Source organism: Pantoea sp. 1.19, assembly GCF_001922585.1.
In the GTDB taxonomy this organism is placed as follows: Bacteria; Pseudomonadota; Gammaproteobacteria; order Enterobacterales; family Enterobacteriaceae; genus 1-19.
Window position 1 is genome coordinate 343,404 of the sequence record NZ_MRBS01000001.1, and the last position, 18,488, is coordinate 361,891.

The 18,488-nt window shown below is 59.0% G+C and carries 17 protein-coding genes; 16 read left to right on the forward strand and 1 reads right to left on the reverse strand.

Going from position 1 to position 18,488, the window contains the following annotated elements:
* Positions 1-10: 10 nt before the first annotated feature.
* The 8 genes from BS626_RS01910 (at position 11) to nei (ending at position 6,456) form a co-directional block, all read left to right on the forward strand.
* The gene (locus tag BS626_RS01910; protein WP_075180708.1) at positions 11-757 is read left to right on the forward strand and encodes a type 2 GTP cyclohydrolase I; all 747 of its coding nucleotides are present in this window, start codon (positions 11-13) and stop codon (positions 755-757) included.
* A gap of 125 nt (positions 758-882) precedes the next feature.
* Positions 883-1,539 (forward strand): 5-oxoprolinase subunit PxpB, encoded by a 657-nt coding sequence (pxpB, locus tag BS626_RS01915; protein ID WP_075180709.1) that lies wholly within the window; start codon positions 883-885, stop codon positions 1,537-1,539.
* Positions 1,533-2,465: a 5-oxoprolinase subunit PxpC gene (pxpC, locus tag BS626_RS01920; protein WP_075180710.1), complete on the forward strand. Its 933-nt coding sequence runs from the start codon at positions 1,533-1,535 to the stop codon at positions 2,463-2,465. Before pxpB ends, pxpC begins: the two co-directional genes overlap by 7 nt.
* On the forward strand, positions 2,455-3,189 hold the full coding sequence (gene pxpA / locus BS626_RS01925) for a 5-oxoprolinase subunit PxpA (RefSeq protein WP_075180711.1): 735 nt from the start codon (positions 2,455-2,457) through the stop codon (positions 3,187-3,189). The genes pxpC and pxpA overlap by 11 nt, the downstream gene beginning before the upstream one ends.
* Before the next feature lie 54 nt (positions 3,190-3,243).
* Positions 3,244-3,972 carry a DUF969 domain-containing protein gene (locus BS626_RS01930; protein WP_075180712.1) on the forward strand — a complete coding sequence of 243 codons (729 nt, stop codon included), beginning with the start codon at positions 3,244-3,246 and terminating at the stop codon, positions 3,970-3,972.
* Complete coding sequence (locus BS626_RS01935; RefSeq protein ID WP_139308738.1) at positions 3,969-4,988, forward strand: DUF979 domain-containing protein; 1,020 nt, start codon at positions 3,969-3,971, stop codon at positions 4,986-4,988. The genes BS626_RS01930 and BS626_RS01935 overlap by 4 nt, the downstream gene beginning before the upstream one ends.
* Positions 4,989-4,995: 7 nt before the next feature.
* Positions 4,996-5,643 carry a pyroglutamyl-peptidase I gene (gene pcp / locus BS626_RS01940; RefSeq protein ID WP_075180714.1) on the forward strand — a complete coding sequence of 216 codons (648 nt, stop codon included), beginning with the start codon at positions 4,996-4,998 and terminating at the stop codon, positions 5,641-5,643.
* 9 nt (positions 5,644-5,652) lie between these two features.
* The gene (nei, locus tag BS626_RS01945; RefSeq protein WP_075180715.1) at positions 5,653-6,456 is read left to right on the forward strand and encodes an endonuclease VIII; all 804 of its coding nucleotides are present in this window, start codon (positions 5,653-5,655) and stop codon (positions 6,454-6,456) included.
* Between the two features lie 43 nt (positions 6,457-6,499).
* Here the strand turns inward: nei and BS626_RS01950 are convergent, their stop codons facing one another.
* A complete protein-coding gene (locus BS626_RS01950; protein ID WP_075180716.1) occupies positions 6,500-7,783 on the reverse strand; it encodes a citrate synthase in 1,284 nt (427 codons plus the stop codon).
* 643 nt (positions 7,784-8,426) lie between these two features.
* On the opposite strand from BS626_RS01950, the gene sdhC reads away from it, so the two are divergent.
* From sdhC to sucD, 8 genes are all read left to right on the forward strand, one after another.
* Positions 8,427-8,816 carry a succinate dehydrogenase cytochrome b556 subunit gene (sdhC, locus tag BS626_RS01955; protein WP_075180717.1) on the forward strand — a complete coding sequence of 130 codons (390 nt, stop codon included), beginning with the start codon at positions 8,427-8,429 and terminating at the stop codon, positions 8,814-8,816.
* Positions 8,810-9,157, forward strand: a complete 348-nt coding sequence (gene sdhD / locus BS626_RS01960; protein ID WP_075180718.1) for a succinate dehydrogenase membrane anchor subunit — start codon at positions 8,810-8,812, stop codon at positions 9,155-9,157. The genes sdhC and sdhD overlap by 7 nt, the downstream gene beginning before the upstream one ends.
* Complete coding sequence (gene sdhA / locus BS626_RS01965; RefSeq protein WP_075181107.1) at positions 9,157-10,923, forward strand: succinate dehydrogenase flavoprotein subunit; 1,767 nt, start codon at positions 9,157-9,159, stop codon at positions 10,921-10,923. Before sdhD ends, sdhA begins: the two co-directional genes overlap by 1 nt.
* Before the next feature lie 16 nt (positions 10,924-10,939).
* On the forward strand, positions 10,940-11,656 hold the full coding sequence (locus BS626_RS01970) for a succinate dehydrogenase iron-sulfur subunit (protein ID WP_075180719.1): 717 nt from the start codon (positions 10,940-10,942) through the stop codon (positions 11,654-11,656).
* A 209-nt stretch (positions 11,657-11,865) separates the two neighbouring features.
* Positions 11,866-14,673, forward strand: coding sequence for a 2-oxoglutarate dehydrogenase E1 component (gene sucA, locus BS626_RS01975; RefSeq protein WP_075180720.1), 2,808 nt, complete (start codon positions 11,866-11,868; stop codon positions 14,671-14,673).
* A gap of 14 nt (positions 14,674-14,687) precedes the next feature.
* On the forward strand, positions 14,688-15,902 hold the full coding sequence (gene odhB, locus BS626_RS01980) for a 2-oxoglutarate dehydrogenase complex dihydrolipoyllysine-residue succinyltransferase (protein ID WP_075180721.1): 1,215 nt from the start codon (positions 14,688-14,690) through the stop codon (positions 15,900-15,902).
* A gap of 107 nt (positions 15,903-16,009) precedes the next feature.
* Positions 16,010-17,176: an ADP-forming succinate--CoA ligase subunit beta gene (gene sucC / locus BS626_RS01985; protein WP_075180722.1), complete on the forward strand. Its 1,167-nt coding sequence runs from the start codon at positions 16,010-16,012 to the stop codon at positions 17,174-17,176.
* Positions 17,176-18,048, forward strand: coding sequence for a succinate--CoA ligase subunit alpha (gene sucD / locus BS626_RS01990; RefSeq protein ID WP_075180723.1), 873 nt, complete (start codon positions 17,176-17,178; stop codon positions 18,046-18,048). The genes sucC and sucD overlap by 1 nt, the downstream gene beginning before the upstream one ends.
* Positions 18,049-18,488 lie beyond the last annotated feature (440 nt).

Consider the following 18,488-nt stretch of genomic DNA (forward strand, 5'->3'; position numbering starts at 1 on the left):
AAAAAGTACGATGAAGACGAACCGACAGCTGGAGCAGCTGGTGAATGCGCTGCTCGACAGCGCCAGCTTTTCCGATTACGCCCCAAACGGTCTGCAGGTTGAAGGGCGACGGGAGATTCAGAAAATCGTGACCGGCGTTACCGCCTGTCAGGCGCTGATTGACGAAGCGGTACGCCTGCAGGCGGATGCGATTCTCGTTCACCACGGCTGGTTTTGGAAGAATGAGGCGCCGCAGATAACGGGCATGAAGCGCGCACGACTGAAAGCGCTGCTAACCCATGACATCAATCTGTTCGGCTGGCATCTGCCGCTCGATGCTCACCCGCAGCTGGGTAACAACGCGCAGTTAGCCAGCACCCTCGGCATTGAGGTGCGCGGAACCGTGGCGCCGCTGGTGCCCTGGGGGGAGTTGGCCCAGCCGCTCAGCGGCGACGCGCTGGCGGCGCGTATTGCCGAACGGCTGGGGCGCACGCCGCTGCACTGTGGTGATCACGCGCCAACGGAGATCCGCCGCGTCGCCTGGTGTACCGGCGGCGGGCAGGGATTCATTGACGAAGCCGCCCGCTTTGGCGTGGATGCCTTTATTACCGGTGAAGTCTCTGAGCAGACCATCCACAGCGCCCGCGAGCAGGGAGTGCACTTTTTTGCCGCCGGACATCACGCTACCGAGCGCGGTGGCATCCGCGCGCTGGGGGAGTGGCTGGCGCAGAATCACGGTTTTGACGTCACCTTTATTGATATCCCTAATCCGGCCTGAAGTCATCTCAGGGCGGGGGAAGCGTCCTGAGTTTCAGATTTTTGCAATTGACACCGCTGATCTTATTTCGCATAACTGGTTAACTCGTTAGTCATTTGTATTAGCTATGTTATCAGGGGACGATTTTGCAACGCGCACGCTGTTATCTGCTCGGTGAACGAGCCGTCGTGCTGGAGCTGGAACCACCGGTGTCGGTTGCCAGTCAGCAGCGCATTTGGGGGCTCACCCAGCGCCTGAGCCAGCGCGACGATATCCTTGAAGTCATTCCCGGAATGAACAACCTCACGCTGATCCTGCGCGAACCCGATGTGACGGCGCTGGACGTCACTGAGCGTCTGCAGCGCTGGTGGGAGGAGAGTGAAGCCAGCGTGCCCGCTTCGCGCGACATTGTTATTCCGGTGACCTACGGTGGTGAAGCGGGGCCCGACCTTGCGGAGGTGGCCACCCACTGCCGGCTGACGCCTGCCCAAGTGGTGGCGCTGCACAGCAGCATCAACTATCTGGTTTACTTTATCGGTTTTCAGCCCGGCTTCCCTTATCTCGGTGGCCTGCCCGCCGCGCTGCACACGCCGCGCCGCGATGAGCCGCGCCTGACGGTCCCGGCCGGGAGCGTCGGCATTGGTGGCAGTCAGACCGGTGTCTATCCGCTGGCGTCGCCCGGAGGCTGGCAGCTGATTGGCCGAACGCATCTGCCGCTGTTTGATCCATCCAGTGACGATCCGGTTCTGCTGCGTCCCGGCGATCGCGTGCGCTTTGCGCCACAAAAGGGGGGCGTATGCTGACCATTTTACGCGCCGGTATGCTGAGTACTTTACAAGATGGTGGCCGGACCGGCTGGCGTCAGCTCGGCATCGGCCTGAGCGGTGCGCTGGATCTGCCCGCGCTGCAGACCGCGAATCTGCTGGTCAGTAACCCGGCCGCTGCTCCGGCGCTGGAGATTACGCTCGGACAGTTCAGCGCCCGGTTTGAACGCGACGGCTGGCTGGCATTGACCGGCGCCGGCTGCGACGCCCGACTGGATGGGCGCACGGTCTGGACCGGCTGGCGTGTGCCGTTTCGCGCCGGGCAGATTTTGGAGATGAAGAAGCCACTGCGCGGGATGCGCAGCTACCTTGCGGTGGACGGCGGGTTTGAGGTGCCGGAGGTGTTGGGGTCACGCAGCACCGACACCAATGCCGGTTTTGGCGGTTTTTACGGCCGCCGGCTGCAGGAGGGCGATATGCTCCCGTTGGGCACGCCTGCCCACCGTCTGCAGACGGTCGCTGGAGTGCGGCAGCTGCTGTGGGGCAACCGCATCCGCGCGCTGCCGGGGCCGGAATATCACGAATTCAGCGCTGAGTCGCAGGAGGCATTCTGGCGTACTCCCTGGCAACTTGGCGCGCAGAGTAACCGCATGGGGTATCGCCTGCAGGGGCGCAAACTGCATCGTCCGAACGGGCGGGAGCTGCTGTCACACGGCGTGTTCCCCGGCGTGATTCAGGTGCCGCCGGGCGGTCAGCCGATTGTGCTGATGGCCGATGCGCAGACCACCGGCGGCTATCCGCGCATCGCCTGCGTGATCGAGGCCGATCGCTACCATCTGGCACAGGTGCGGCTGGGCGATCCGATCCATTTCGTCCACTGCACGCTGGAAGAAGCCCAGCTCGCGAAACAGCAGCAGCAGCGGGCGCTGGATCAGATTCAGTGGGGGTTACAGAATGCAGATTGATGTAAACGCCGATTTGGGCGAAGGGGCCGATTGTGAAGAGGCGCTGTTGCAGCTGGTAAGCTCTGCCAACATCGCCTGCGGATATCACGCCGGCGACGCGCACACGATGCGTCAATCGCTGCGCTGGGCGCGGCAGTATGGCGTCGCGGCCGGTGCGCATCCCAGCTTTCCCGATCGGGAGAATTTTGGCCGTACCCGCATGTCCCTGCCGCCGGAGCAGGTTTATGCGCTGGTGCGTGAGCAAATCGACACCCTCGCCGCGCTGGCGGCTGAAACGGGCATTTCACTGCGGCACGTCAAACCGCACGGCATGTTGTACAACCAGTCGGCAGAAGATCCCGCACTGGCGGCGGCCATTGCGCGGGCGGTACGCGACAGCGATCCGCAGCTGGTACTGGTGGGGCTGGCCGGTAGCGTCTCGGTGCAGGTGGCCCGACAGCTGGGGCTGACCACCTGCGAAGAGGTGTTTGCCGATCGCGGCTACCAGGCCAGTGGCGCGCTGGTGCCGCGCGGGGCGCCCGGTGCAATCATTGAGGAGGCCGAACGGGCGATTGACCAGACGCTGTCGATGGTGTGCGATGGCCGGGTACGCGCCGTAAATGGTGAGTGGGTGAGGGTCAACGCGCAGTCGGTATGTCTGCACGGCGACGGCGCCCACGCGCTCGAGTTTGCCCGGCGTCTTCGCGCGGCTTTTACCGCGGCCGGCGTGGCCGTGCACGCATAACTTCTGCGCTTCATCTCAGGTCTGAGGGAAGGCATCTTTACAGGGAAAGACACGATGGAACAAACGATTAATCTCTGGCCACTGCTGGGGATCGCGGCGATTATCGTCGGTTTTGTATTGCGCTTCAATCCGGTACTGGTGGTGATCGTTGCCGGTATTGTGACCGGCGTGGCGGCGCTGATGCCGGTGACGACCATTCTGGAAAAGCTGGGCGCTGGTTTTCTCAGCACCCGCAATCTGCCGCTGATTCTGCTGCTGCCGCTGGCCGTCATTGGTCTGCTCGAGCGACACGGACTGAAGGAGCGGGCGCAGGCGTGGATCGCGCAGATCAAAACTGCCACCAGCGGACGGCTGCTGATGGTCTATCTGTTTCTGCGCGAAGCGACCGCGGCGCTGGGGTTGACCAGCCTGGGCGGCCATCCGCAAATGGTGCGCCCGCTGCTGGCACCGATGACCGAAGGTGCCGCAGAAAATCGCTATGGCGCGCTGCCGCCGGAAGTACGGCACCGTCTGCGGGCGATGGCGGCAGCCACCGACAATGTCGGGCTGTTTTTTGGTGAGGATATATTCGTCGCTTTTGGCGCGATCATCTTTATGCACAACTTTATGCTGGAATCGGGCGGGATCGAGACTGAACCGCTGCACATCGCGCTATGGGGCATTCCCACCGCGGTCAGCGCCTTTATTATCCACGCGTATCGCCTGCGTCGGCTGGATAAGCAACTGGCGTCTCAACTTGCTAAGCTAAATCGCGATGCGCTGCACGCCAAGGGGGAACGCTGATGTTTCAGCAAACCTACCTTTACTGGCTGGCGGGCGTCATCCTGCTGCTGGTGGCCGGATTATCTCTGCGCGACAAGCATAATCCGCGGCGGCTGGCCACCGGGCTGTTCTGGGGGCTGTACGGGATAACTTTCCTGATCGGCGACTGGGCTACCGATCTGCTGCATCACTGGCTGGGTGACGCTGAGGCGGCCAAGCGCCTGCTGAATATCCTCGTTGGCGGCATCGTGGTGGTGATGGCGCTGCTGGCGGGCTTCGGCGGCGTGCGTCTCGGGCGCTACCACCAGCGCAGTGAGTCAGAGCGTAAAGCCAGCGCGCAGCGGCTGGGCAACCGCCTGTTCTGGCCGGCGCTGGCGATTCCGCTGGGCACGGTGGCTGGCGTGCTGGCCTTTAACTGGATACCCGGACTGCAGTTAGCGCTGTTTGGCGCCGGCAATCACGCGACGCTGGTCACGCTGTTTTCGATGACTGCTGGCTGCCTGCTCGGCTGGGCGGTAGCGCTGCGCTTAACCCGGGAGAACGTCGGGCAGTCGCTGCAGGAGGCGCGTCGCCTGCTCGATTCGGTCGGTTGGGCCTTCATACTGCCACAGCTGCTGGCGACGCTGGGGCTGCTGTTTACCCAGGCGGGCGTGGGCACGGCCATTGCCCATCTGACGGAAACCTGGCTGGCGGTCGACCACCGCTTTATCGCCGTCGCCACCTACGCGATAGGCATGGCGCTGCTCACTATGATTATGGGAAATGCGTTTGCCGCCTTTCCGATTGTTACCGCCGGCATCGGTATCCCAATCCTGGTCCTGCAGCACGGCGGCAATCCGGCGGTGATGGCGGCGATTGGCATGTTCTCCGGCTACTGCGGAACGCTGATGACGCCGATGGCGGCTAACTTTAATATTGTGCCGGCCGCCCTGCTTGAGCTGCCGGATAAAAACGCGGTCATCCGCGCGCAAATTCCAACCGGTCTTGCGCTGCTGGTGGTGAATATCTTTTTACTCTACTGGCTGATGTTCCTGTGAGGCGAGGATGAAAACGGTTCTGATTACCGCGTTTGAGCCATTTGGCGGCGAACGCATCAACCCCTCCTGGGAGGCGGTGAAGCAGCTGGAGGGACGGATTATCGCCGGTGCCACGGTGCGTGCGCGCCAGCTTCCCTGCGTGTTTGGCCTCGCGCTGATGCGGCTGCAGGCGGCGATGGAGGAGACCCAGCCGGCGGTGGTGATTGCCGTCGGGCAGGCGGGAGGGCGCGTGGATATGACGGTCGAACGGGTGGCTATCAATGTTGACGATGCCCGTATACCGGATAATCAGGGCAATCAGCCGGTGGATACGCCGGTGGTGCCTGGCGGTCCGGCCGCCTGGTTCTCCACGCTGCCGATCAAAGCGACGGTGCAGGCGCTGCGAGAGGCGGGGATCCCCGCCTCGGTTTCGCAGAGCGCCGGCACCTATGTCTGTAACCACGTGATGTACGGACTGCTGCAGGCGCAGGCCGCCGGTGGCGGGATGGTAAAAGGCGGCTTTATTCACATTCCGTGGCTACCGGAGCAGGCGGTGCATCACCCCGGCGCCGCCAGCATGGCGCTGCAGACGGTGGTTGAGGGATTGACGATTGCGATACGCGTGGCGCTGAGCGTTGAGACCGATCTGCGCCACAGCGGCGGGGCGACTCACTGAGGAGGAACGATGCCGGAAGGCCCAGAAATACGTCGCGCGGCCGATCAGCTGGCGGCAGCGATTCAGGACGATCCGCTGGAGGAAGTGTGGTTTGCTTTTCCCGAGCTGAAGACCTACGAGCCTGAGCTGATTGGCTGTCGGATCACCGAGTTTGAAACTCGCGGCAAGGCGCTGTTGACCCATTTTTCAAACGGCCTGACCCTTTACAGCCACAATCAGCTGTACGGCGTCTGGCGGATCTCCCGGCCGCAGGCGGCAACCCGCGCTAAAGATGCTAAACGCACGCTGCGCGTGCGGCTGGCAACCCGCAAGCAGGCGATTCAGCTGTACAGTGCATCGGACATCTCTTTGCTGAATGCGGAAACCCTGGCCAGCCACCCGTTTTTACAGCGGGTCGGGCCGGATGTGCTCGATCCCACGCTGAGCGTGGAGGCGGTTAAGGCTCGTCTGCTCTCGACGCGCTTTCGCCGGCGTCAGTTTAGCGGTCTGCTGCTCGATCAGGCGTTTCTGGCCGGGCTGGGCAACTATTTACGCGCGGAAATTTTATGGCAGGCAAAACTGCTGCCGCAGCATCGGGCGGCTGATCTGGATGAGACGCAGCTCTCGGCGCTCAGCGTCGCGCTGCTGTCGATCCCGCAGTGCTCTTACCGCACCCGCGGTCAGAAGCACCCGGGGCCTGACCATCACGGTGCGCAATTTCGCTTTCGCGTGTTTCACCGCGCTGGCGAGCCCTGCGAGCGCTGCGGAACGCGTATCGAAAAGAGCCTGCAATCCTCGCGGCCGTTTTTTTTCTGCCCCGGCTGCCAGCGCTAATAAAAAGACCCGCCTGAGCGGGTCTTTTAGTAAATGACTCGGCTTACTTTTTCAGCTGTGACTCAAAGTCGCGCTGCTCGTAACCGGTATAGAGCTGACGTGGACGGGCAATCTTGATGCCATCATCGTGCATCTCTTTCCAGTGGGCAATCCAGCCGACGGTGCGCGCCATGGCAAAAATAACCGTAAACATGCTGGACGGAATCCCCATCGCTTTCAGAATGATGCCGGAGTAGAAGTCGACGTTCGGATAGAGTTTACGCTCGATGAAGTAGGGATCGTTCAGGGCAATGTGTTCCAGCTCCATCGCCACTTCCAGCAGGTCATCTTTCATCCCCAGCTCGTTCAGCACTTCATGACAGGTTTCACGCATCACGGTGGCGCGCGGATCGTAGTTTTTATAGACGCGGTGACCGAAGCCCATCAGGCGGAAAGAGTCATTTTTATCTTTTGCACGGCGAACAAATTCCGGGATGTGATCGACGGAGCTTATCTCTTCCAGCATGCGCAGACAGGCTTCGTTGGCACCGCCGTGCGCCGGTCCCCAGAGTGATGCAATACCGGCGGCGATACAGGCAAACGGGTTAGCACCGGAGGAGCCCGCGGTACGTACCGTGGAGGTCGAGGCATTCTGCTCGTGATCCGCATGCAGGATCAGGATACGGTCCATGGCGCGTTCCAGTACCGGGTTGACTTTGTACTCTTCGCACGGCGTCGAGAACATCATGTTCAGGAAGTTGCCGGCGTAGGAAAGATCGTTGCGCGGATAGACAAACGGCTGACCGATAGAATATTTGTAACACATGGCCGCCACGGTCGGCATTTTTGACAGCAGGCGGAACGCGGCGATTTCACGGTGGCGTTCAATGTTAACGTCCATCGCATCGTGATAGAACGCCGCCAGCGCGCCGGTTACGCCGCACATCACCGCCATTGGGTGCGAATCGCGACGGAAGCCGCGGAACAGATGGGTAATCTGTTCGTGAATCATCGTATGGCGCGTCACGATAGTTTTAAATTCGTCAAACTGCGCCTTTGTGGGCGCTTCACCGTTCAGCAGGATATAGCACACTTCCAGATAATTGGAGTGGGTAGCCAGCTGATCGATAGGGAAACCGCGGTGCAGCAGGATGCCGTTATCGCCGTCGATAAACGTGATTTTTGATTCACAGGACGCCGTGGATGTGAAACCCGGGTCAAAGGTGAAATACCCTTTTGAGCCTAATGGGCGAATGTCGATCTCTTCCGGGCCCAGGGTGCCTTGTAGCACGCTCAACTCAACAGGAGCTTCGCCATCTACGGTTAGCGTCGCTTTTTTATCAGCCATTTACAGTCTCCTTAGCGCCTTACTTAATTTGTCGGAATCTTTCTGTTGCCATAAATCGGGGTATGTCCCGTTCGCCGCTCTCCCGGAAAACCTGCAGGCAATCAACTCTGTGGCATATTGTATCGTGCAGGGTACAGAGTGACGGGCGCGCGTCGAGCTGGGTCAGGCGGACAGGGGCATGCTGCGTTTCACGGTGGTGAAAGATCGGGTCTGATCATGATTGTCTCGTAATCGGTACCTGATGCTAGCGGGTGTTAACCCCATCAATGTTACATAACTTGCGCTTAGGGGAAAGTGTATCCCCATAACTTTTCAGCATCATCGTTTTTTACTGCGTCGTTTGTAACAGGAATGTTGAACTTTTGTCAAATCAGATAATTAAAATTGTGTTAATTGTGAAAATCGTGAGATAGATCACTGTTCCGCCCAAATGTGACCAAAGAGTTTGTGGGGGAATTGTAATGAGTTTGTGAACCTCCTATACTTTGCGCCAGGTCTCCGGAACACCCTGACACCAGGAGCCACCCAGCGTTTTACCGCGTCAATTAACACTGGATGTTGCTGTATTGGTGACGGTGCTTAACGATCCTGAGTTTTCAGGTTCGACCTTCAGGCCGGAGGAAGCAAAATAAGAAAGGGCTGTGTGGGCAAAACCGTGAAAAAACAACGACCTGTCAACTTGGATCTCTCTACGATCCGGTTTCCCGTAACTGCAATAGCATCGATACTCCACCGCATTTCCGGCGTGATCACCTTTGTCGCCGTCGGGATTCTGCTCTGGTTACTGGGTCTGTCCCTCTCTTCTCCCGAAGGTTTTCTGCAAGCTTCGGCGATCATGGGCAGCTTCTTCGTCAAGTTCATCATGTGGGGCATTCTCACTGCTCTGGCATACCACATTGCCGGCGGTATCCGCCACATGCTGATGGATTTTGGCTTCCTCGCTGAAACGCTTGAAGTGGGCACGCGCTCAGCAAAACTGTCGTTTGTAATAACCGTCGTGCTTTCAATTCTGGCTGGAGTCCTCGTATGGTAAGCAATGCTTCTGCACTGGGGCGCACTGGCGTTCATGACTGGCTGCTGGTTCGCGCCTCGGCCATGGTGATTACCCTGTATGTGCTCTATATCCTTGGTTTCGTGATTTTCGCTGACACCCTGACGTATGACACCTGGCGGGCGTTTTTCGCCTCGAACTTTACCAAAGTCTTCACGCTGATTGCACTACTCTCCATTCTTGCACACGGCTGGATTGGTCTGTGGCAGGTATTGACGGACTACGTGAAATGCCAGGCACTGCGCCTGTGCCTGCAGCTGGTCGTGGTGTTGGTGTTGTTATCCTATGCGTTTTATGGAACCGTTGTGGTATGGGGGGCGTGATGAAATTGCCAGTCAGAGAGTTTGATGCAGTCGTGATTGGGGCCGGTGGCGCAGGTATGCGCGCGGCGCTGCAAATTTCACAATCCGGACAGACCTGTGCGCTGCTGTCCAAAGTATTCCCAACCCGCTCACACACGGTTTCTGCGCAGGGCGGCATCACCGTTGCACTGGGCAACACCCATGAAGATAACTGGGAATGGCACATGTACGACACCGTCAAAGGCTCCGACTACATTGGAGATCAGGACGCTATCGAGTATATGTGTAAAACCGGCCCGGAAGCGATTCTGGAGCTGGAGCACATGGGGCTGCCGTTCTCACGCCTCGACGATGGCCGTATTTATCAGCGTCCGTTCGGTGGCCAGTCGAAGAATTTTGGCGGTGAGCAGGCGGCGCGTACCGCGGCGGCGGCTGACCGTACCGGTCATGCGCTACTGCATACCCTGTATCAGCAGAACCTGAAAAACCACACCACGATCTTCTCTGAGTGGTATGCACTCGATTTGGTGAAAAACGCCGACGGCGCGGTGGTAGGCTGCACCGCGATGTGCATTGAAACCGGTGAAGTGGTGTACTTCAAAGCCAAAGCCACCGTGCTGGCTACCGGCGGTGCCGGCCGTATTTATCAGTCCACCACCAACGCCCACATCAATACCGGCGACGGGGTTGGGATGGCGCTGCGCGCCGGCGTTCCGGTGCAGGATATGGAAATGTGGCAGTTCCACCCTACCGGCATTGCCGGTGCGGGCGTGCTGGTTACTGAGGGCTGTCGCGGCGAAGGTGGCTACCTGCTGAACAAGCACGGCGAACGCTTCATGGAGCGCTATGCGCCGAACGCGAAAGACCTTGCCGGTCGCGACGTGGTAGCCCGGTCCATGATGATCGAAATTCGCGAAGGTCGCGGCTGTGACGGTCCGTGGGGGCCGCACATCAAGCTGAAGCTCGATCATCTTGGCAAAGAGGTGCTGGAGTCCCGCCTGCCGGGTATTCTTGAGCTGTCCCGCACTTTTGCCCATGTCGATCCGGTGAAAGAGCCGATTCCGGTGATTCCGACCTGCCACTATATGATGGGCGGTATTCCGACCCGCGTCTCCGGTCAGGCGATTACCCTGAACGAGCAGGGTGAAGATGTGGTGATTCCGGGGCTGTTTGCCGTAGGGGAAATCGCCTGTGTCTCCGTTCACGGTGCTAACCGCCTCGGCGGTAACTCGCTGCTGGACCTGGTGGTATTTGGCCGCGCGGCCGGCCTGCATTTGCAGGAGTCCATCGCCGAACAGGGCGAGCTGCGCGACGCTACCGAGGAAGACATCAATGCTGCGCTGGCGCGCTACAACCGCTGGGACAACAATACCAGCGGCGAAGATCCGGCCGAGCTGCGTAAAGCCCTGCAAACCTGTATGCAGCATAACTTCTCGGTATTCCGCGAAGGGGATGCGATGGCGAAGGGGCTGGATGAGCTGAAAACGCTGCGCGAGCGGCTGAAAAAAGCGCGGCTGGACGACCGTTCCAAAGACTTCAACACCCAGCGCGTAGAGTGCCTGGAGCTGGATAACCTGATGGAAACGGCCTACGCCACGGCGGTTGCGGCAAACTTCCGTACCGAAAGTCGCGGCGCACACAGCCGCTTCGACTTCCCGGAGCGTGATGATGCGAACTGGCTGTGTCACAGTCTCTATCTTCCGCAAAGCGAGAGTATGACCCGCCGTGAGGTGAACATGCAGCCGACACTGCGCGAGGCATTCCCGCCCAAAGCGCGTACCTACTAATTGCGGAGAGACAGCGATGAGAGTCGAATTTTCTATTTATCGTTACAACCCTGAAGTGGATGACGCGCCGCGCATGCAGGACTATACCCTCGAAGCGGAAGAGGGGCGCGACATGATGCTGCTGGATGCGCTGATGCGGCTGAAGGATAAGGATCCGACGCTGGCGTTTCGTCGCTCCTGTCGTGAAGGAGTATGCGGCTCGGATGGTCTGAACATGAACGGTAAAAACGGCCTGGCGTGCATCACGCCGGTGTCCGCGCTCGGTGCAGGGAAGCAGAAGATTGTGATCCGCCCGCTGCCGGGGCTGCCGGTGGTGCGCGATCTGGTGGTCGACATGAGCCAGTTCTACGCCCAGTACGAGAAGATCAAACCGTTCCTGCTGAATGACGGCAAAAATCCGCCGGCGCGCGAGCACCTGCAGTCTCCGGCTGAGCGTGAACATCTGGATGGCCTCTACGAGTGTATCCTCTGTGCCTGCTGCTCAACGTCCTGCCCATCATTCTGGTGGAATCCGGACAAATTTATCGGCCCGGCCGGCCTGCTGGCGGCTTACCGCTTCCTGATTGACAGCCGGGATACCGAAACGGATGCGCGGCTGGACAATCTGAACGATGCGTTCAGCGTATTCCGCTGCCACAGCATCATGAACTGCGTCAGCGTGTGTCCGAAAGGATTGAACCCGACCCGCGCGATTGGTCATATCAAGTCGATGTTGCTGCAAAGAAGTGCATAATTGCTTTCCGGGAACCCGCAGGGGTTCCCGGAGGTTTTAAGGAAATCTCTGAAAGGACTTTCCCGCTCCGGAAAAATCCTTGCAAAGGTTCCCTTACGGGCCTGGGGCGCCGTTGCGCGCAATGCTCGTATCGAACCGGACTACGGCAAGCCGTTAACCCGGCACAAATGAAACCTCGAAAAAAAGCAAATGATGCTTAAGGGATCACAATGCAGAACAGCGCAATGAAGCCCTGGCTGGACTCCTCCTGGCTGGCCGGCGCGAACCAATCTTACATAGAGCAGCTCTATGAAGATTTTTTAACCGATCCTGACTCTGTTGATGCTGCCTGGCGCGATCTGTTCCAGCAGCTGCCTGGCGCCGGGGTTAGACCTGAACATTTCCACTCCACGACCCGCGAATACTTCCGTCGTCTGGCCAAAGATGCCACGCGCTACACAGCATCCGTCAGCGATCCGCAGACCAACTCCAAGCAGGTCAAAGTGCTGCAGCTGATTAACGCCTTCCGGTTTCGCGGCCATCAGAATGCCAATCTTGATCCGCTCGGATTGTGGAAACGCGACAGTGTGCCCGATCTGAACCCGGCTTTTCACGATTTGACGGAGGACGATTTCCAGGAGACCTTCAACGTCGGCTCATTTGCCATCGGCAAAGAGACCATGAAGCTTGCCGATCTTTATGCGGCACTCAAGCAGACCTACTGCGGTGCCATCGGCGCCGAATATATGCACCTGACCAATACGGAAGAGAAGCGCTGGATACAGCAGCGGATCGAATCCGTTGTCGGTCAGCCGTCATTCTCACGCGATGAGAAAAAGAACCTGCTGAAAGAGCTGACTGCCGCCGAAGGGCTGGAGCGCTATCTCGGTGCCAAATTCCCCGGGGCCAAACGCTTCTCGCTGGAAGGCGGCGATGCGCTGGTGCCGATGCTGCGCGAAATGATTCGTCACGCCGGCAAACACGGTACGCGCGAAGTGGTGCTGGGTATGGCGCACCGCGGTCGACTGAACGTGCTGATTAACGTGCTGGGTAAAAAGCCGCAGGACCTGTTTGATGAGTTCTCCGGCAAGCATAAAGAGCACCTCGGCACCGGCGACGTGAAATACCACATGGGTTTTTCGTCCGACGTTGAAACCGAAGGCGGCATGGTCCACCTGGCGCTGGCGTTTAACCCGTCACACCTCGAAATTGTTAGCCCGGTTGTGATGGGATCGGTGCGTGCGCGCATCGATCGTCTCGACGAGCCGAGCAGCAGCAAAGTGCTGCCGATCACCATCCACGGTGATGCCGCCGTGGCCGGGCAGGGCGTGGTGCAGGAGACGCTGAACATGTCTCAGGCGCGCGGCTATGAAGTGGGCGGTACTGTGCGTATCGTGATTAACAACCAGATTGGTTTTACCACCTCCAACCCGCGTGATGCCCGCTCTACAGAGTATTGTACTGACATCGGCAAAATGGTGCAGTCGCCGATTTTCCACGTCAATGCGGACGATCCGGAAGCTGTTGCTTTCGTTACCCGCCTGGCGCTGGATTTCCGCAATACCTTTAAGCGCGACGTGTTCATCGATCTGGTGTGCTACCGCCGTCACGGCCATAACGAGGCGGATGAGCCGAGCGCCACTCAGCCGGTGATGTACCAGAAAATCAAAAAGCATCCAACACCGCGCAAACTGTATGCCGACAAACTGGAAGCGGAGCAGGTCGCGAAGCTGGAAGATGCCACTGAGATGGTCAATCTGTATCGCGATGCGCTGGATGCCGGTGAGTGCGTCGTGCCGGAGTGGCGTCCGATGAGCCTGCACTCCTTCACCTGGTCACCGTATCTGAATCACGACTGGGACGAGAGCTATCCGCATCAGGTTGAAGTGAAGCGTCTGCAGGAGCTGGCGAAGCGTATCAGCCAGGTGCCGGACGGCGTAGAAATGCAGTCGCGGGTGGCAAAAATCTATGGTGACCGCCAGGAGATGGCCGCCGGCAATAAGCTGTTTGACTGGGGCGCTGCGGAAACGCTGGCCTATGCCACGCTGGTTGATGAGGGCATCCCGTGCCGTCTCTCCGGTGAAGATATGGGCCGCGGCACCTTCTTTCACCGCCATGCGGTCGTGCATAACCAGAGTAACGGTTCCACCTGGATTCCGCTGCAGCACATCCACAATGGTCAGGGCGATTTCAAAGTGTGGGATTCGGTACTGTCCGAAGAGGCGGTGCTGGCGTTTGAATACGGCTACGCTACGGCGGAACCGCGCACCCTGACCATTTGGGAAGCGCAATTTGGTGACTTTGCTAACGGCGCGCAGGTGGTTATCGATCAGTTCATCAGCTCCGGCGAGCAAAAATGGGGCCGGATGTGCGGCCTGGTGATGCTGCTGCCGCACGGCTATGAGGGCCAGGGCCCGGAGCACTCCTCCGCGCGCCTTGAGCGCTATTTACAACTCTGCGCTGAGCAGAACATGCAGGTGTGCGTCCCATCCACCCCGGCGCAGGTCTACCACATGCTGCGTCGACAGGCGCTGCGCGGTATGCGCCGTCCGCTGGTGGTGATGTCGCCGAAATCCCTGCTGCGCCACCCGCTGGCGGTGTCCTCGCTGGATGAGCTGGCCCATGGCAGCTTCCAGCCGGCGATCGGCGAGATTGACGATATCGATCCGCAAGGGGTGAAACGCGTCGTGCTCTGCTCAGGGAAAGTCTATTACGACCTGCTGGAGCAGCGTCGTAAAAATGAGCAAACCGACGTGGCAATTGTGCGTATTGAGCAACTCTATCCGTTCCCGCACAAAGCGGTGCAGGAAGCGTTGCGGCCGTATGCACATGTCCATGATTTCGTGTGGTGTCAGGAAGAGCCGCTCAACCAGGGTGCATGGTATTGCAGTCAGCACCACTTCCGTGAAGTTGTGCCTTTCGGGGCTTCCCTGCGCTATGCCGGCCGTCCCGCTTCTGCATCACCGGCTGTTGGCTACATGTCCGTTCACCAGAAACAGCAACACGATCTGGTCAATGACGCGCTGAACGTAGATTAAATAAAGGATAGATAATGAGTAGCGTAGATATTCTCGTCCCGGACCTGCCTGAATCCGTTGCCGATGCCACCGTGGCAACCTGGCACAAAAAACCAGGCGACACCGTCACCCGTGACGAAGTGCTGGTAGAAATTGAAACGGACAAAGTGGTGCTCGAAGTGCCTGCGGCCGCCGACGGCGTGCTGGAAGCCGTGCTGGAAGAAGAGGGCGCAACCGTAACCTCTCGCCAGCTGCTGGGACGCCTGAAAGAGGGCAACAGCGAAGGCAAAGCCACCTCGGCAAAAGCTGACAACAGCGCGTCTGACCCGGCACAGCGTCAGACTGCCTCGCTGGAAGAAGAGAGCAGCGATGCGCTCAGTCCGGCGATCCGTCGCCTGATTGCTGAGCACGCCCTGGATGCTTCGCAGATTAAAGGCACTGGCGTAGGTGGGCGACTGACGCGCGAAGACGTGGAAAAACATCTGGCGCAGAAACCGGCCGCGAAGGCCGAGGTGCAACCTGCGGCGGCGGAGCAACCGGCCGTTGCTAACCGCAGCGAAAAACGCGTCCCGATGACTCGCCTGCGCAAGCGCGTCGCTGAACGTCTGCTGGAGGCTAAAAACAGCACCGCGATGTTGACGACCTTCAACGAAGTGAACATGAAGCCGATCATGGAACTGCGCAAGCAGTACGGCGAAGCCTTCGAAAAGCGCCACGGCGTGCGCCTGGGCTTCATGTCCTTCTACATCAAGGCGGTAGTTGAAGCGCTGAAGCGCTTCCCGGAAGTGAACGCCTCGATCGACGGCGAGGACGTGGTGTACCACAACTACTTCGACGTCAGCATCGCCGTGTCTACCCCACGTGGGCTGGTCACGCCGGTACTGAAGGATGTCGATGCGCTGAGCATGGCGGACATCGAGAAGAAAATCAAAGAGCTGGCGGTGAAAGGTCGCGACGGCAAACTGACCGTTGAAGAGCTGACCGGCGGAAACTTCACCATCACCAACGGTGGAGTGTTTGGTTCGCTGATGTCAACGCCAATCATCAATCCGCCGCAGAGCGCGATTCTCGGCATGCACGCGATCAAAGACCGTCCGATGGCGGTCAATGGTCAGGTGGTGATTCTGCCGATGATGTATCTGGCGCTCTCTTACGACCACCGCTTAATCGACGGCCGCGAATCTGTGGGCTATCTGGTGGCGGTCAAAGAGATGCTGGAAGATCCGGCGCGCCTGCTGCTGGACGTCTAATTCTCCCGGAGCGCGGTATGCGCCGTGCTCCGTTTTCTCTGGTCGGGACCCGGCGCTGACGTTAGGGAAACTGACCCGTCTTAACAGACCTGAATGGATAGAACATCATGAACTTACACGAGTATCAGGCGAAACAGCTGTTTGCACGATACGGCTTACCGGCGCCGACCGGTTACGCCTGCACCACGCCACGTGAAGCGGAAGAAGCGGCCTCTAAAATCGGCGCAGGCCCGTGGGTGGTAAAATGTCAGGTTCATGCCGGCGGCCGCGGTAAAGCGGGCGGTGTGAAAGTCGTTAAAAGTAAAGAAGAGATCCGCGCCTTTGCGGAAAACTGGCTCGGCAAGCGTCTGGTGACCTATCAAACAGATGCTGACGGACAGCCGGTAAACCAGATTCTGGTTGAGGCCGCGACCGATATCGATCAGGAGCTGTACCTTGGCGCCGTGGTCGATCGCAGCACGCGTCGCGTGGTATTTATGGCCTCCACCGAAGGCGGCGTGGAAATTGAGAAAGTGGCGGAAGAGACGCCGCACCTGATCCACAAAATGGCGCTGGATCCGCTGACCGGCCCGCAGCCTTATCAGGGCCGCGAACTGGCGTTCAAACTGGGCCTGACCGGCAAGCAGGTTAATCAGTTCACCAAAATCTTCATGGGGCTGGCGACGCTGTTCCTCGAGCGCGATCTGGCGCTGGTTGAAATCAACCCGCTGGTAATCACCAGGCAGGGCGATCTGATCTGCCTCGATGGTAAACTGGGCGCCGATGGCAACGCGATGTTCCGCCAGCCTGAGCTGCGTGAAATGCGCGATCCGAGCCAGGAAGATCCCCGCGAAGCCCATGCCACCCAGTGGGAGCTGAACTACGTAGCACTGGATGGCAACATTGGGTGTATGGTCAACGGTGCCGGTCTGGCCATGGGGACCATGGACATCGTGAAACACCACGGTGGCCAGCCGGCCAACTTCCTCGACGTGGGCGGTGGCGCGACCAAAGAGCGCGTGACCGAGGCGTTTAAAATCATCCTGTCGGACGATGCGGTAAAAGCGGTATTCGTCAATATCTTCGGCGGCATTGTACGCTGCGACCTGATTGCCGATGGCATCATCGGCGCGGTGGCGGAAGTGGGCGTGAACGTCCCGGTTGTCGTCCGTTTGGAAGGTAACAACGCTGAGCTGGGCGCACAGAAACTGGCGGACAGCGGTCTGAACATCATTGCAGCAACCAGTTTGACAGACGCGGCGCAGCGCGTTGTGGCTGCCGCGGAGGGGAAATAATGTCCATTTTGATCGACAAGAACACCAAAGTTATCTGCCAGGGCTTTACCGGCGGGCAGGGTACTTTCCACTCTGAGCAGGCGCTGGCCTACGGCACGCAGCTGGTTGGCGGCGTGACCCCGGGTAAAGGTGGGACTACCCACCTCGGCCTGCCGGTATTTAATACCGTGCGTGAAGCGGTGGAAGCCACCGGCGCTACCGCCTCGGTCATCTACGTGCCGGCCCCGTTCTGTAAAGACGGTATCCTTGAAGCGATCGATGCGGGCATCAAGCTGATCATCACCATCACCGAAGGGATCCCGACGCTGGACATGCTGACGGTGAAAGTGAAGCTGGATGAGGCCGGTGTGCGGATGATCGGTCCAAACTGCCCGGGTGTGATCACTCCCGGTGAGTGTAAAATCGGTATTATGCCGGGCCACATTCACCAGCTTGGCCGCGTGGGCATCGTCTCCCGCTCCGGTACCCTGACCTATGAAGCCGTTAAGCAGACCACCGATATTGGCTACGGACAGTCTACCTGTGTCGGCATTGGCGGTGACCCGATTCCGGGCTCCAACTTTATCGATATCCTGAAAATGTTCCAGGACGATGCGCAGACCGAAGTGATCGTGATGATCGGTGAGATTGGCGGCAGCGCGGAAGAAGAGGCGGCGGCGTTCATTAAAGACCACGTCACCAAGCCGGTGGTAGGCTACATCGCCGGCGTGACGGCGCCAAAGGGCAAACGTATGGGCCACGCGGGCGCGATCATTGCTGGTGGTAAGGGCACGGCGGATGAGAAGTTTGCCGCACTGGAAGCGGCCGGAGTGAAAACCGTGCGCAGCCTGGCCGACATCGGCGATGCGGTTAAAGCGGTTCTGCCGCAGTAACTCGCGTTGCTGACGCCGAGGCCACCTTAGGGTGGCCTTTTTTTTGCCGCCGTCGTGAAAAATAATGGCAAAAAGCGGTCGTCATGCAGGAATTAATCTCCAGTAGCGTCTACGCTTTTGTTCACACATGGCATCTGCGCCGGTAAAAAATAATTATCAATTGCAATCACTAAATTTAGCCTTGCAGTAATTATCCATCCACAGAGCATTAACATTCCTGACACCATTGCTGATAATGGCTGTCGCGCATTAACACAGATCAAAAAAACCGAAGATTTTACAAATCAGAATACTGGCATTATCGCGTGGCATAGGCTTAAATTGTCCTGAGTCAATTTGCCCACGTTTTGTGCCCATGTAAAATTGCACCGTTTAGCGTGGCGGCGGCAGAAGAGCACCTTGTCACCATTCGCGTATTCCCGGAGCGGTTGCCGCCGGGC

Bases quoted from the DNA above. Each gene is read 5' to 3' on its own strand.
- BS626_RS01910 (WP_075180708.1), top strand. From the start codon at position 11: ATGAAGACGAACCGACAGCTGGAGCAGCTGGTGAATGCGCTGCTCGAC.
- pxpC (WP_075180710.1), top strand. From the start codon at position 1,533: ATGCTGACCATTTTACGCGCCGGTATGCTGAGTACTTTACAAGATGGT.
- pxpA (WP_075180711.1), top strand. From the start codon at position 2,455: ATGCAGATTGATGTAAACGCCGATTTGGGCGAAGGGGCCGATTGTGAA.
- BS626_RS01930 (WP_075180712.1), top strand. From the start codon at position 3,244: ATGGAACAAACGATTAATCTCTGGCCACTGCTGGGGATCGCGGCGATT.
- pcp (WP_075180714.1), top strand. From the start codon at position 4,996: ATGAAAACGGTTCTGATTACCGCGTTTGAGCCATTTGGCGGCGAACGC.
- nei (WP_075180715.1), top strand. From the start codon at position 5,653: ATGCCGGAAGGCCCAGAAATACGTCGCGCGGCCGATCAGCTGGCGGCA.
- BS626_RS01950 (WP_075180716.1), bottom strand. From the start codon at position 7,783: ATGGCTGATAAAAAAGCGACGCTAACCGTAGATGGCGAAGCTCCTGTT.
- sdhD (WP_075180718.1), top strand. From the start codon at position 8,810: ATGGTAAGCAATGCTTCTGCACTGGGGCGCACTGGCGTTCATGACTGG.
- sdhA (WP_075181107.1), top strand. From the start codon at position 9,157: ATGAAATTGCCAGTCAGAGAGTTTGATGCAGTCGTGATTGGGGCCGGT.
- BS626_RS01970 (WP_075180719.1), top strand. From the start codon at position 10,940: ATGAGAGTCGAATTTTCTATTTATCGTTACAACCCTGAAGTGGATGAC.
- sucA (WP_075180720.1), top strand. From the start codon at position 11,866: ATGCAGAACAGCGCAATGAAGCCCTGGCTGGACTCCTCCTGGCTGGCC.
- odhB (WP_075180721.1), top strand. From the start codon at position 14,688: ATGAGTAGCGTAGATATTCTCGTCCCGGACCTGCCTGAATCCGTTGCC.
- sucC (WP_075180722.1), top strand. From the start codon at position 16,010: ATGAACTTACACGAGTATCAGGCGAAACAGCTGTTTGCACGATACGGC.
- sucD (WP_075180723.1), top strand. From the start codon at position 17,176: ATGTCCATTTTGATCGACAAGAACACCAAAGTTATCTGCCAGGGCTTT.